The organism is Burkholderia sp. SR8 (assembly GCF_052851275.1).
The window spans coordinates 321,020-334,469 of record NZ_JAULUC010000003.1; the positions used below are offsets into that span (position 1 = coordinate 321,020).

14 protein-coding genes are annotated in these 13,450 nt (G+C 67.3%); 8 read left to right on the forward strand and 6 right to left on the reverse strand.

Annotation, left to right across the window (positions count from 1 at the left end):
* Positions 1–2: 2 nt before the first annotated feature.
* Entirely contained in the window at positions 3–878 is an 876-nt protein-coding gene (locus Q3A80_RS05665; protein WP_446328081.1) for an SDR family NAD(P)-dependent oxidoreductase, read from the forward strand.
* A 1-nt stretch (position 879) separates the two neighbouring features.
* Positions 880–1,704: an SDR family NAD(P)-dependent oxidoreductase gene (locus tag Q3A80_RS05670; protein WP_446328082.1), complete on the forward strand. Its 825-nt coding sequence runs from the start codon at positions 880–882 to the stop codon at positions 1,702–1,704.
* Between the two features lie 76 nt (positions 1,705–1,780).
* Here the strand turns inward: Q3A80_RS05670 and Q3A80_RS05675 are convergent, their stop codons facing one another.
* From Q3A80_RS05675 to Q3A80_RS05690, 4 genes are all read right to left on the reverse strand, one after another.
* A complete protein-coding gene (locus Q3A80_RS05675; RefSeq protein ID WP_446328083.1) occupies positions 1,781–2,014 on the reverse strand; it encodes a hypothetical protein in 234 nt (77 codons plus the stop codon).
* 130 nt (positions 2,015–2,144) lie between these two features.
* Positions 2,145–3,119, reverse strand: coding sequence for a threo-3-hydroxy-L-aspartate ammonia-lyase (locus Q3A80_RS05680; protein WP_446328084.1), 975 nt, complete (start codon positions 3,117–3,119; stop codon positions 2,145–2,147).
* Between the two features lie 70 nt (positions 3,120–3,189).
* Positions 3,190–3,828: a helix-turn-helix transcriptional regulator gene (locus Q3A80_RS05685; RefSeq protein WP_446328085.1), complete on the reverse strand. Its 639-nt coding sequence runs from the start codon at positions 3,826–3,828 to the stop codon at positions 3,190–3,192.
* The gene (locus Q3A80_RS05690) at positions 3,825–4,373 is read right to left on the reverse strand and encodes a YbaK/prolyl-tRNA synthetase associated domain-containing protein (RefSeq protein ID WP_446328086.1); all 549 of its coding nucleotides are present in this window, start codon (positions 4,371–4,373) and stop codon (positions 3,825–3,827) included. Before Q3A80_RS05690 ends, Q3A80_RS05685 begins: the two co-directional genes overlap by 4 nt.
* Positions 4,374–4,783: 410 nt before the next feature.
* On the opposite strand from Q3A80_RS05690, the gene Q3A80_RS05695 reads away from it, so the two are divergent.
* Positions 4,784–6,370, forward strand: coding sequence for an isocitrate lyase (locus Q3A80_RS05695; protein ID WP_446328087.1), 1,587 nt, complete (start codon positions 4,784–4,786; stop codon positions 6,368–6,370).
* Between the two features lie 54 nt (positions 6,371–6,424).
* On the opposite strand, the gene Q3A80_RS05700 is transcribed toward Q3A80_RS05695, so the two are convergent.
* Together Q3A80_RS05700 and Q3A80_RS05705 are read right to left on the reverse strand one after the other, a co-directional pair.
* Positions 6,425–7,141 (reverse strand): EthD domain-containing protein, encoded by a 717-nt coding sequence (locus Q3A80_RS05700; RefSeq protein WP_446328088.1) that lies wholly within the window; start codon positions 7,139–7,141, stop codon positions 6,425–6,427.
* A 51-nt stretch (positions 7,142–7,192) separates the two neighbouring features.
* Positions 7,193–7,705, reverse strand: a complete 513-nt coding sequence (locus tag Q3A80_RS05705; RefSeq protein WP_446328089.1) for a nuclear transport factor 2 family protein — start codon at positions 7,703–7,705, stop codon at positions 7,193–7,195.
* Between the two features lie 186 nt (positions 7,706–7,891).
* Between Q3A80_RS05705 and Q3A80_RS05710 the strand changes: the two genes are divergently transcribed.
* The 5 genes from Q3A80_RS05710 (at position 7,892) to Q3A80_RS05730 (ending at position 13,369) form a co-directional block, all read left to right on the forward strand.
* Positions 7,892–8,392, forward strand: coding sequence for a nuclear transport factor 2 family protein (locus Q3A80_RS05710; RefSeq protein WP_446328090.1), 501 nt, complete (start codon positions 7,892–7,894; stop codon positions 8,390–8,392).
* A gap of 53 nt (positions 8,393–8,445) precedes the next feature.
* Positions 8,446–9,312 (forward strand): SDR family NAD(P)-dependent oxidoreductase, encoded by an 867-nt coding sequence (locus Q3A80_RS05715; protein WP_446328091.1) that lies wholly within the window; start codon positions 8,446–8,448, stop codon positions 9,310–9,312.
* Between the two features lie 8 nt (positions 9,313–9,320).
* Positions 9,321–10,076, forward strand: coding sequence for an SDR family NAD(P)-dependent oxidoreductase (locus Q3A80_RS05720; RefSeq protein ID WP_446328092.1), 756 nt, complete (start codon positions 9,321–9,323; stop codon positions 10,074–10,076).
* A gap of 125 nt (positions 10,077–10,201) precedes the next feature.
* Positions 10,202–10,978, forward strand: coding sequence for a glucose 1-dehydrogenase (locus tag Q3A80_RS05725; protein WP_446328093.1), 777 nt, complete (start codon positions 10,202–10,204; stop codon positions 10,976–10,978).
* Positions 10,979–11,503: 525 nt separating this feature from the next.
* Positions 11,504–13,369, forward strand: a complete 1,866-nt coding sequence (locus Q3A80_RS05730; RefSeq protein ID WP_446328094.1) for a phosphoenolpyruvate carboxykinase (GTP) — start codon at positions 11,504–11,506, stop codon at positions 13,367–13,369.
* Positions 13,370–13,450: the final 81 nt, after the last annotated feature.

Consider the following 13,450-nt stretch of genomic DNA (forward strand, 5'->3'; position numbering starts at 1 on the left):
CCATGAACGACACCCGAACCGCGACGCTCGCGGGCAAATGCGCGCTCGTGACCGGCGCGAGCCGCGGCATCGGCCGCGCGATCGCGCAGCGGCTGGCAGCCGAGGGCGCGACCGTCGTCGTGACCGCGCGCAGCCTCACGCAGTCCGCGACGACCGCCGGCACGCTCGCCGAAACGGTCGCGCTGATCGAGCAGGCCGGCGGCCGCGCGATCGCGCTGGCTGCCGACCTGTCGAATCCTGCCGAGCGCGACGCGCTCGTCGCCCGCGCGGCCGACGCGGCCGGCGGTCTCGACATCCTCGTGAACAACGCGGGCGTGGCCGACTACGCATGCGTCGACGCGATGCCGATGGCGATGTTCGACACGACGATCGAGCACTATCTGCGCATCCCGTTCGCACTGAGCCAGGCGGCGATTCCGCTGATGCGCGCACGCGGCGCCGGATGGATCGTGAACGTCGGCTCGGTCACGGCACTCGCGCCGCTGCGGCCGTTCGACGATTTCTCGCGCGCGGGCGGCGCGACCGTGTACGCGGCGGCGAAGGCCGCGCTGTCGCGCTTCACGCAGGGGCTCGCGGCCGAACTGGAGGCCGACGGCATCGCGGTGAACCTCGTCGCGCCGAGCACCGCGATCCGCACGCCGGGCGCGGCGCGCTACATCCCCGAAGGCTATCCGACCGAGGACGTCGCGTATCTCGCGGAAACCGCGCTCGCGCTGTGCAGCCTGCCGGCGCGCGAGCGCACGGGCCTCGTCGCGCACAGCCTGCATTTCCCGCTGTCGCACGGGCTCGCGGTGCGCTCGCTCGACGGCCGCACGCCGCTGCCGCCGCCGGTGATTCCCGCGTATGCGCATCCGCACATCGACCCGACAGGACTTTGACATGACGCATTCGATTCGCTTCGGCGGCGGCACCGCCGTGATCACCGGCGCGGCCAGCGGCATCGGCAGCGGGCTCGCGCGCCACGCGGCCGCACTCGGGATGCGCGTCGTGCTGGCCGACCTCGACCCGGCGAAGCTCGACGCATTCGCCGCGACGCTCGACACCGACGTACTGTGCGTGCCGACCGACGTGAGCCGGCCGGATGCCGTCGATGCGCTGGCCGACGCGGCATGGCAGCGCTTCGGCGGCGTCGACCTGCTGTTCAACAACGCGGGCGTGATGGCGACCGGTTTCAGCTGGGAAATCGCGCCGGAGCGGTTCGAGCGCAGCTTCGCGATCAACGTGCACGGCGTGATGAACGGGATTCGCAGCTTCGTGCCGCGGATGCTGGAACGCAACGTGCCGGCGCGGATCGTCAATACCGCGTCGGTCGGCGGCTTCCTGCCGAGCCCGCTGATGTCGCCTTACTCGGCGACGAAGTTCGCGGTGGTCGCGCTGACCGAATCGCTGTACGGCGAGCTCAGGATGCTCGGCGCGCCGGTCGGCGTGTCGCTGCTCGCGCCGGGCCCCGTACAGTCGGGCATCTTCGACGATCCGTTCGGCGCTGTGCACGACCGGCCCGAAGTGCAGCGCTTCGTCGACACGATGCGTTCGATGCTGAATGCGCACGGGCTCACGCCCGACGCGTTCGCCGCAAGGGTGTTCGACGGCATTCGCGACGGGCGCTACTGGCTGATTCCGCAGCCGGAGACGCTCGACGGCGCATTGCAGCGGCGCACCGCGGACATTCTTGCGGCACGCGATCCGTCGCTGCCGTCGCTGTGATGGGGGGATGGGGGATGCCGCTGCGGGAGCCGGCCGACCGACGCGGCCGGCTCCCGCAGCGTGACGTGTGCCGCGGTTACATATGCGTGCCGGCGTGCGTGCGGCCGCCCGGATCGCCGCCGCGATCGGGCGGCGTATTGTTCTGATCGATCTTCGCGAGCACGAAGCCGGCGGTCGAATGATGACCGGCCTGCGCAACGTGGTCGCGTGGCGACGGGGCGGCAAAACCGGATGACGCGGCGTTCGGTTGAGCGAACGCCGACAGGGACGCTGCCGCGAGGGCGGCGGCGACGATCGCGTGCATGTTCATGGTGGCTCCTTCTTCACGACTGACTGCGGGACGACCCAATCAGTCTAGGGCGCGAAACTTAACGCGACGTGAAGGAGCGGCAGCGCGTGACGGACGCGATCTTCGTCGCGTCACCGACGCGCCGCGGCGGTCATGCGGACGCGGAGACCAGCGCGCAGAAGTTCTCGAGATCGACGTTGCCGCCGCTGATCACGATGCCGACGCGCTTGCCTTTCAATTCGTCCTTCATCCGGCGCGCGGCCGCGAACGACAGGCAGCCGGTCGGCTCGACGACAATCTTCATACGGGTCGCGAAGAAGCGCATGCAGTCGACGAGTTCAGCGTCGGTCGCGGTCAGGATGGCGTCGACGTCGCGGCGCAGGATCGGGAACGTCAGGTTGCCGAGATGCTGCGTCTGTGCGCCGTCGGCGATCGTGCGCGGCGTGTCGATGTGGACGATCGAGCCCGACCGGAACGATTGCTGGCCGTCGTTGCCGGCTTCCGGCTCGACGCCGTACAGCTTCGCATGCGGCGACAGCGCGCGCGTCGCGAGCGCGGTGCCCGACAGCAGGCCGCCGCCGCCGAGCGGCGTGAACACCGCATCGAGCGGACCGACTTCGTCGAACAGTTCCTTCGCCGCGGTGCCCTGGCCGGCGATCACGTCCGCGTGGTCGTACGGCGGGATCAGCGTGAGCCCGTGCTTGTCGGCGAGCTCGCGGCCGATCTGCTCGCGGTCTTCGGTGTAGCGGTCGTACGTGACGACGTTGCCGCCGTAGCCGCGCGTCGCGGCCATTTTCGCGGCCGGCGCGTCCTGCGGCATCACGATCGTCGCCGGGATCCCGAGGATGCGCGCCGACAGTGCGATCGCCTGCGCATGGTTGCCCGACGAGAACGCGACGACGCCGTGGCGGCGCTGCGTCGCGTCGAAGCGCGACAGCGCGTTGAACGCGCCGCGGAACTTGAACGCGCCCATGCGCTGCAGGTTCTCGCACTTGAAGAACACCTGCGCGCCGAGCGCTTCGTCGATCGTCCGCGACGTCATCACGGGCGTGCGGTGCGCGTGGCCTTCGAGCCGTGCCGCGGCGGCCGCGACGTCGTCGTAGGTGGGGAGGGTCGGAGTGTTCATGAGTCGCTCGTCGGAAGAGTCAGTCAACAGGTCAACGCGAGGCGCGGCGCGTGCGCGTTCGCGTCACGTTTCATTTCGCATCGTTGTATACAGTGGCGCGCGATACGCCGAGATGCTGCGACACGATTTCCATCGCGCGGCGCACTTCGAGGAAGCCGTCCGCCTTCAGCGTCTGCATCAGCTCGCGGCGCTGGTCGGTCTTCAATTCGCGCGGCGTGGTCGCGAGGCGCGTCGCGTACGCATCGATGCGCTGCCGGATCGCATCCGCGCCGGCCGGGTCGAGCGTTTCGGCGACCGGCTCGCCTTCGGTGCTGCAGAACTGGTTCAGCATTCCCTGGAAGCCGCGGAACAGCGTGACGTCCGCGTTCAGGCACAGCGCGGCCACGTAGCGGCCGGTCGAATCCTTGATGCCGACCGACGTGCTTTTCGCGGTGCGGCCGTCGGCGAAGCGGTTCGCGTAGTTCGCGAGCACCTGCGGGAAGTCGTCGTCGGCAATGCGTGCAAGGCCGAGCTCGGTCGCCGGATCGCCGACCGCACGGCCCGACAGGTTGTTGTGGATCGCGAGGATCGCGTGCTCGGGCGTGCGCAGGTCGTGCACGACGACCTCGGTGAACGGTGCGAACATCGCGCCGAGCCCTTCGGCGATGCGCAGCACCTGTTCGATCAGCGACGCCTGTTCGGATGGCGGGTGGCGGCGGGGTGTGGTCATGCGTCGGCCTCGAGCGTCGGCGCGGCCGGTGCGGCGGCTGCGGTGCCCGCATCGCTCGCTTGCGGCCGCGTGATGTCGGCCAGCAGCGGCCGGGCGATCCGCACATAGTCGGACGCATCGAGCACGATCGAGCGATCGAGCCGGCCCGCGTTGAACGCGATTTCGTCATTGAGCGCGATCAGCGCGGGATCGACGACGAGCGTCACGTTCGCGTCGAACACGAACGGCGGCACGGCGCCCATCACGCAGCGCGTGACCGTGGCGGCGAGTTCGGGCGGCGCGAGCGTCGCCTTGCGGCGGCCGAGCGCGTCGGCGACCTTGCGGAAATCGATCTTCAGATGGCCGGGGATCACCGCGAGCGCCGCGGCATCGCCGCCGTCCCTGAACGTGCAAAGCATCGCCTTCGCGCCTTGTTCGGGACGCGTGCCGCGAATCGCGGCGATCACGTCGGATTTGCCTTCGGCCGGGTGCTCGAGCACGCGGAACCGCGCGCCGGACGTCGTCAGCAGCTCGCACAGCGCGTCGAAAACAGGGTAGTCGCTCATGTCGTTCCAGGCAGGAGGGGCGCATCGCGATACGCGGAGACGGCGCGTGTCGTTCGCCGTCGATGAATCGTCCAAGTATAGACGTTTTGTCACATCCGCGGCAGGGCCGTGACGCGTGGACTGCGAAATCTGTCGTTCCACCAGGTGCCGAAAGATCGTTTCATATCGCGGAATGCGAGCCGAATTCCCGCCGCAACGCCGTCCCGCCGCTTGAAAACCTGTTTTGCATCGCAAAACGGCTTGCTTATCTCATTGAAAAACAAGCGAAATTTATATCTTATGTCTTATATAAGAGTTGTTCGAAACCGCGACGGCCGGCGTTAGTATTGAGTCCATGCAGTTCGCTTCGTCACACGCGGCGGACACGCTGAACGCTTTACTCAAATGCGCTTCGTTCCCAGGAGATAGACATGTCCCAATATCAAGACGACATCAAGGCAGTGGCTGGTTTGAAGGAAAACCACGGCAGCGCGTGGAATGCCATCAATCCCGAGTACGCCGCCCGCATGCGTGCCCAGAACAAGTTCAAGACGGGCCTCGACATCGCGCGTTACACCGCGAAGATCATGCGCGCGGACATGGCCGCGTACGACGCCGACCCGTCCAAGTACACGCAGTCGCTCGGCTGCTGGCACGGCTTCATCGGCCAGCAGAAGATGATCTCCATCAAGAAGCACTTCAACAGCACCGAACGCCGCTACCTGTACCTGTCGGGCTGGATGGTCGCCGCGCTGCGCTCGGAGTTCGGCCCGCTGCCGGACCAGTCGATGCACGAGAAGACCTCGGTCAGCGCGCTGATCCGCGAGCTGTACACGTTCCTGCGCCAGGCCGACGCGCGCGAACTCGGCGGCCTGTTCCGCGAGCTCGATGCGGCGAAGGACGCCGCCGCGAAGGCCGCGATCCAGGAAAAGATCGACAACCACGTGACGCACGTCGTGCCGATCATCGCCGACATCGACGCCGGCTTCGGCAACGCGGAAGCGACCTACCTGCTGGCCAAGCAGTTCATCGAAGCGGGCGCATGCTGCATCCAGATCGAGAACCAGGTGTCCGACGAGAAGCAGTGCGGCCACCAGGACGGCAAGGTCACCGTGCCGCACGAGGACTTCCTCGCGAAGATCCGCGCGATCCGTTACGCGTTCCTCGAACTGGGCGTGGACGACGGCATCATCGTCGCGCGTACCGACTCGCTCGGCGCCGGCCTGACCAAGCAGATCGCCGTGACGAACACGCCGGGCGACCTGGGCGATCAATACAACGCGTTCCTCGATTGCGAAGAACTGTCGGCCGACCAGCTCGGCAACGGTGACGTCGTGATCAAGCGCGACGGCAAGCTGCTGCGTCCGAAGCGCCTGCCGAGCAACCTGTTCCAGTTCCGCGCGGGCACGGGTGAAGCGCGCTGCGTGCTGGATTGCATCACGTCGCTGCAGAACGGCGCCGACCTGCTGTGGATCGAAACCGAAAAGCCGCACATCGCGCAGATCGGCGGCATGGTCAGCGAAATCCGCAAGGTGATCCCGAACGCGAAGCTGGTGTACAACAACAGCCCGTCGTTCAACTGGACGCTGAACTTCCGTCAGCAGGCTTACGACGCGATGAAGGCCGAGGGCAAGGACGTGTCGGCATACGACCGCGCCCGCCTGATGAGCGTCGAGTACGACGACACGGAACTCGCGAAGATCGCCGACGAGAAGATCCGCACGTTCCAGGCCGACGCATCGCGCGAAGCGGGCATCTTCCATCACCTGATCACGCTGCCGACGTACCACACGGCTGCGCTGTCGACCGACAACCTCGCGAAGGAATACTTCGGCGACCAGGGCATGCTCGGCTACGTGGCCGGCGTACAGCGCAAGGAAATCCGCCAGGGCATCGCGTGCGTCAAGCACCAGAACATGTCCGGCTCGGATATCGGCGACGACCACAAGGAATACTTCAGCGGCGAAGCAGCGCTGAAGGCGGCGGGCAAGGACAACACGATGAATCAGTTCTCGTAATCGCCCGACCCGCGGCACGACGCCAGCCCGTTCATCGCGGGTTGGCGTTTTTTTTTATCCGCGCACCGGCTTCACGACGTACTGGCTCGTCGGCACCACGTCGATCTTGTCGAAATCGATGAAGCGCGCGCAGCTGTCCATCATCTCCGCCACATTGCGCTGGAATTTCTCGTCGTCGCCGACCGCATCGAAGAACGCGTGCGGATCGGTCATCGCCGCAGCCGGGAAGCATTCCTCGACGATCGCGTCGTAGCCGGGCGCCGCATGCGTGAGCGCACGCACGACCACGTTCTGCACGTACAGGAAGTTGTCCTGCGTATCGATCGCGACGCGCGTGTGATGACCGTGCCACACGTCGAGCCACGCTTCGTGCGTGAGCCGCGGCGGGCGCTTCAGGAACGCGAGCTGCGAGAAGCCGGTCGTGCGTTCGCCGGGCCGCGCCGGGAAGCGCGTGTTCGGAATCGGCTGCGACTCGGTGACGAGATACGCGGCCATGTGCGGGACGGCCGCGCGCACCGCGTCGTCGAACGGCTGGCGAAACATCGGGTTCGCGCTGTCGACCCACACCGCGACGATGCCGTCGATGCCCGGCTGCGTGTTGGTCTGCTTCAGGCCGGCGGCCGGCGCGACGTCGGCGTCGGCGACGTTCACCTGCACGCCGTGCGCGCCGAGCGACAGCAGCTTGTCGGCGAGCTGCGCGCGCACGCTGCGGCTCCACGGCTCGGGTGCGGCCTGCGCATCGCGCCACAACACGTAAATGACTTTCTCCATTGTTCCGGCTCCAGCGGGAAATGACGGGATCGGCGGCGCTGCCGCCGGGTTTCAGGAAACGTCGAATGTCGATTCGGCCGCGCCGCGCGTACGCGGCACGAAGCGGTTCGCGGTCAGCGTGAACGACGGCGGGATCGGCGACGTGACGGTTTCGAACAGCCGCTCGTGACGCGTCGCGTGAATGCGCCACACGCCGTCGCGCTTCACGTATTGATCGTCGTAGAACGCGGTGCCGTGCACCAGGTAGTGCTCGTCGAGATTGATCGCGTGATCCTCGAGAAACCACACGCCGCATGCGTGGTCCGCAGACACCAGCGTGAGCTCGGGATGATGGCCGTGATGCATCGTCAGGAACGTCGGCTTGCCGATCAGCGCGCGCAGGCTCGACACGAACGCGTCGCGGCCGTCGTACGCATAGCGGCCGCCTTGCAGCCGCACTTCGCAGTCATCGGTCACGCATTGTTCCAACAGCGACCAGTCGTGCGTGTCGATCGCGCGGAAATACCGGTACTTCAGCTGGCGGATCTGCTCGTATTCGTGGAGCGTGCGGGTCGTGTCGTCCATCGCGGTATCTCGTGGTGGTGTCGTCCGATGGTAGGAACGAAGCCGCGTGCATCGCATCGTCCGTTCGGACGAACGCAGCGACCGGCCAGCGGGTTCATCCAAACAGGTGATGGCCGGCATCCCGTGCGCCTGTAACGTGGCGTCGACGCGGCTTGCGATCCGCGCACACGAGACCAAGGAGACGGCATGACCCCGATCGAACGAATGGAAGTGCGCGTGCGCAGGCTCGAGGACGCCGACGCGATCCGCCGGCTGAAGGCCCGCTACTTCGCGTGCTGCGACCGGAAGGATCCGCAGGGCATGCGCGACTGCTTCGCGCCCGGCACCGTGCACATCGACTACGGCCGGATCGGCACGTTCGACCATCGCGACGCGCTCGTCGACGTGTTCGAGCGGCTGGGCTGCCACCCGCACATCGTCGAGATGCACCACGGCGTGAACCCCGACATCACCGTGCTGGACGACACGCATGCGCGCGGCACGTGGGGGCTGCATTACCAGATGCTCGATACCCATGCGCGCACGCTCACGCAGCTCGGCGCGACCTACGACGACGAATACCGGAAAGTCGACGGCGAATGGAAGATCGCGGCCACGCGCTGCGTCGTCACGTCGACGCTGTCCGCCCGCTACGACGGCGATGCGCCGCGCGTGCTGTTCGCCGGCGCGCAGCTGCCTGCTGCCTGATGCTCGCACGCGATCCACGCCGGTCGAGAACCATCCCCCAGGAGACACCGAACATGACACAGAACCACGAGGCGCCGGTCGCCGTCGTGACGGGCGCATCGCGCGGCGCGGGCAAGGGCATCGCACGCGCGCTCGGCGCGGCCGGCATGACCGTCTACGTGACGGGCCGCTCGCAGAACGAGGGCGACGCATCGCTGCCCGGCACGATCCACGCGACCGCGCGCGAGATCGACGCGCTCGGCGGCCGCGGGATCGCGGTCGCGTGCGACCACGCGGACGACGCGCAGGTGCAGGCGCTGTTCGAGCGCGTCGAACGCGAAAGCGGCCGGCTCGACATCCTCGTGAACAACGCGACCTACCTGCACGATCAGCTGATCCTGCCGGGCCCGTTCTGGGAGAAGTCGCTCGATCTCGTGAACATCCTCGACGTCGGGCTGCGCTCCGCGTACGTCGCGAGCTGGCATGCGGCGCCGCTGATGGCGAAGCGCCGCAGCGGGCTGATCGCGTTCACGTCGTCGTTCGGCGCGAGCTGCTACATGCATGGCGCCGCGTATGGTGCGCAGAAGTCCGGCGTCGACAAGTTCGCGAAGGACATGGCCGTGGACCTGAAGCCGTTCGATGTCGCGGCCGTGTCGATCTGGATGGGGCCGCTGCGCACCGAGCGCACGACGCGCGTGTGGGACGAGCATCCCGATCTGTACAAGGAATTCTCGCTGGTCGCCGAAAGCCCGGAATTCACCGGGCGCGTGATCCATGCGATTCACGCCGATCCGCAACGCATGGCGCTGTCCGGGCAGGTGCTGGTCGGTGCGGAAGCGGCGCTGCGGTACGGCATCGCGGATCTCGACGGCAAGCAGCCGCCGTCGTATCGCGATCTGCTCGGCGGCCCCGTGCAGGCGCATCCGGCGATCGTCGCTTGAGGGCGCGCATGGGCATGCTCGACGGAAAGGTCGCGCTCGTGACGGGCGCGGGGCAGGGCGTCGGCCAAGGCGTCGCGCACGCACTCGCGGCCGAAGGCGCGCAGGTGGCCGTGGTCGGCCGCACGCGCGGCAAGCTGGTCGCGACGTGCGACGCGATTCGTGCACGCGGCGGTGTCGCGGAGCCGTTCGTCTGCGACGTGATGGATGCCGAACAGATCCGGCAGTGCGTCGATGCGGTGGTCGAGCGCTTTCGCGGCGTGCAGATCCTCGTCAACAACGCGCAGGTCGTGCCGCTCGGCCGCCTGCTCGATGTGACCGACGCGGATTTTCTCGCGGGTCTCGAGTCGGGGCCGATCGCGACGCTGCGGATGATGCGAGCGTGCCATCCGCATCTGAAGGGCGACGGCGTGATCGTCAATTTCGCGTCGTCGGCCGCGGTGCGCTGGGACACGTCGGGATACGGCGCGTACGCGGCGACCAAGGAAGCGATCCGTGCGCTCACGCGGGCGGCGGCCTGCGAATGGGGCGCCGACGGGATCCGCGTGAACGCGGTCGCGCCGCATGCGCTGTCGCCGGGGCTGCAGGGCTGGGTCGACGCGAACCCGGACGAAGCCGCGGCGTTCTTCCGCACGATCCCGCTCGGCCGCGTCGGCGACTGCGAGGAGGACATCGGGCGCGCGATCGTGTTTCTCGCGAGCCGCGACGCCGCGTACCTGACGGGCGCGACGCTGCCGCTCGACGGCGGGCAGGCGTACTGGGGCTGAACGCATACGCGGCGCGTGCGGCCTATCGCTGCGGCGCCGGTGAATCGGGAGCGCCGGCTCGCACGCACGCAGCGCTGCGTCGCGGCCGGCAAACCGCAATCGGAAGGCATCGAAGAGGAAACGACATGGGACGACTGGAAGGGAAGGTGGCGATCGTCACGGGCGGCGCGCGCGGGATGGGCGCGGCAACGTGCAGGCTGTTCGTCGAAGAGGGTGCGCGCGTCGTGATCGGCGACGTGCTCGATGCGGAAGGCGAGGCGCTCGCGCGCGAGCTCGGCGACGCGGCGCGTTTCATGCGGCTCGACGTGTCGGACGAAACCAGCTGGCAACGCGTGGCGGACGCGACCGTCGAGCAGTTCGGCCGCATCGACGTGCTCGTCAACAACGCGGCGGTGTTGACGTTCGGCGCGATCACCGAGCTGTCGAAACGCGATTTCGAACGCGCTGTGTCGATCAACCTGGTCGGCACGTTCGTCGGCATCCGCACGATCGCGCCGCTGATGATTGCGCAGAAGCGCGGATCGATCGTCAATATTTCGTCGGTGGACGGACTGCGCGGCGTGAACGCGCTCGCCGCGTACGTGTCGAGCAAATGGGGCGTGCGTGGACTGACGAAAGTCGCGGCGCTCGAACTCGGCCACCAGGGCGTGCGCGTGAATTCGATTCATCCGGGCGGCGTGAACACGGTCATGTCGAACCCGACCGGCGCGCCGCTCGATGAAGTCAACAAGCACTACACGCACGTGCCGCTGCAGCGCGTCGGCTTGCCCGACGAAATCGCGCGCGCGACGCTGTTTCTCGCGAGCGACGAAGCGTCGTACTGCAACGGTGCGGAACTGTCGGTCGACGGCGGGATGGCGGCAGGCGCGTATTACCCCGGATTGCCCGGCGCGCCGTTTTGAGCGGTAGCGTACCCAACGCGGTCGCGACGGATGTTTGTGTACGCAACCTAATTCAGGGTTTGCCTGAGTAGCGAAAACGCGAATTCGCGCCGCGCGCATTCGCGTGCATCGCACGCGCATGCGCGACGGCAATTTTTCCGCGTGCGCGGAACCCTTGCGGGACGGACGTTCCAGCCGATTCGTCCCCAAAGCGCGCGCGACGATCCAGTAAAAAGGACCTGCCTGCAACGCGCGTGCCGGTGCGTCGTCACAGTTGTTTCTTGTTGCAACGCAACGCCCGCCCAATAACGGCGATGGTATGCTGGCCGGCATGGAGTTGTACGGCAGGTTGCTTGCATGGCGAAACTCGCGTTCGCACACTCATACGAGACATCACCTTCTCTCGCCCGCATCGCGGCATCGACACGCGCTCCGCTCGCGCGTCCCGCCTTGCGCGTCGCTTCAACCTGCGCTCCGACCGCATTCCCCATCTCGCGGGCTCGCCCCGCATCCCCCATCCCCGCCCAATAATCTGGAGACATTTCCATGTCGCAAAACTCTTTGGCCGAAGCGACGCACGGCCCGCTGATCGCTCCCCCGGCATTCGTCAAACATCGCAAGCTGATCGACTGGGTGTCGCGCATCGCGGCGCTCACGGAGCCCGAACGCGTCGTGTGGTGCGACGGCTCGCAGGAAGAAAACGACGCGCTGTGCCAGGCGATGGTCGACCAGGGCACGCTGATTCGCCTGAACCCGGCGAAGCGGCCGAACTCGTATCTCGCGCAGTCCGATCCGTCCGACGTCGCGCGCGTGGAAGACCGCACGTTCATCTGTACCGAATCGCCCGACGACGTCGGTCCGACCAACAACTGGATCGCGCCGGACGAAATGCGCGAGACGCTGAACGGCCTGTTCCGCGGCTCGATGCGCGGCCGTACGCTGTACGTCGTGCCGTTTTCGATGGGCCCGCTCGGCTCGCCGATCGCGCACGTCGGCGTCGAACTGTCCGACAGCCCGTACGTGGCCGTCAACATGCGGATCATGACGCGCATGGGCCGCGACGTGTACGACGTGCTCGGCGAGGACGGCGAATTCGTGCCGTGCGTGCACAGCGTCGGCCATCCGCTCGAAGCGGGCCAGCAGGACGTGCGGTGGCCGTGCAATCCGGTGAAATACATCGTGCATTTCCCCGCCACGCGCGAAATCTGGAGCTTCGGCTCGGGCTACGGCGGCAACGCGCTGCTCGGCAAGAAGTGCTTCGCGCTGCGCATCGCGTCGACGATGGGCCGCGACCAGGGCTGGCTCGCGGAACACATGCTGATCCTCGGCGTGACGTCGCCGGCCGGCAAGAAGTATCACGTCGCGGCGGCATTCCCGTCCGCGTGCGGCAAGACCAACTTCGCGATGCTGATTCCGCCGCAGGGCTTCGACGGCTGGAAGGTCACGACGATCGGCGACGACATCGCGTGGCTGAAACCGGGCCGCGACGGCCGCCTGTACGCGATCAACCCGGAAGCCGGGTTCTTCGGCGTCGCGCCGGGCACCGGCGTGAAGACCAACCCGAATGCGATCTCGACGCTGAAGGAAAACGTGATCTTCACGAACGTCGCGCTGACGGAGGACGGCGACGTGTGGTGGGAAGGCCTGACCGACACGCCGCCCGCGAAGCTCGCCGACTGGCAGGGCAACCCGTGGACGCCCGAAATCGGCAAGGAAACCGGCCGCAAGGCCGCGCATCCGAACTCGCGCTTCACCGCGCCGGCGTCGCAATGCCCGTCGATCGACGCGGACTGGGAGAATCCGGCCGGCGTGCCGATCGACGCGTTCATCTTCGGCGGCCGCCGCTCGACGACCGTGCCGCTCGTGACGGAAGCGCGCGACTGGGTCGAAGGCGTGTACATGGCCGCGACGATGGGTTCCGAGACGACCGCCGCCGCCGTCGGCCAGCAGGGCATCGTGCGCCGCGATCCGTTCGCGATGCTGCCGTTCTGCGGCTACAACGTCAGCGATTATTTCGCGCACTGGCTGAAGCTCGGCAAGCAGCTCGAAGCCGCTGGCGCGAAGCTGCCGAAGATCTACTGCGTGAACTGGTTCCGCAAGGACGCGAACGGCAAGTTCGTGTGGCCGGGCTTCGGCGAGAACATGCGCGTGCTGAAGTGGATGCTCGATCGTCTCGAAGGCAACGGCGGCGGCGGCGAACACGCGTTCGGCGTGTCGCCCGCGTATGACGACCTGCACTGGGACGGGCTCGACTTCACGCGCGAGCAGTTCGACGCAGTCACGTCGATCAACGCCGACGAATGGCGCGAGGAGCTGAAGCTGCATGCGGAATTGTTCGACAAGCTGAAGCTGCGCCTGCCGGCCGAGATGACCGCTACGATGAAGAGGATCGAACAGCGCATCGGCGCGTGACGCGCGGTATCGACGTCACGGGTCGAACGCGGTATGAACGTCCCGCCGCCGGCATGCAGCGCCGGCGGCTGGACGTTGTCG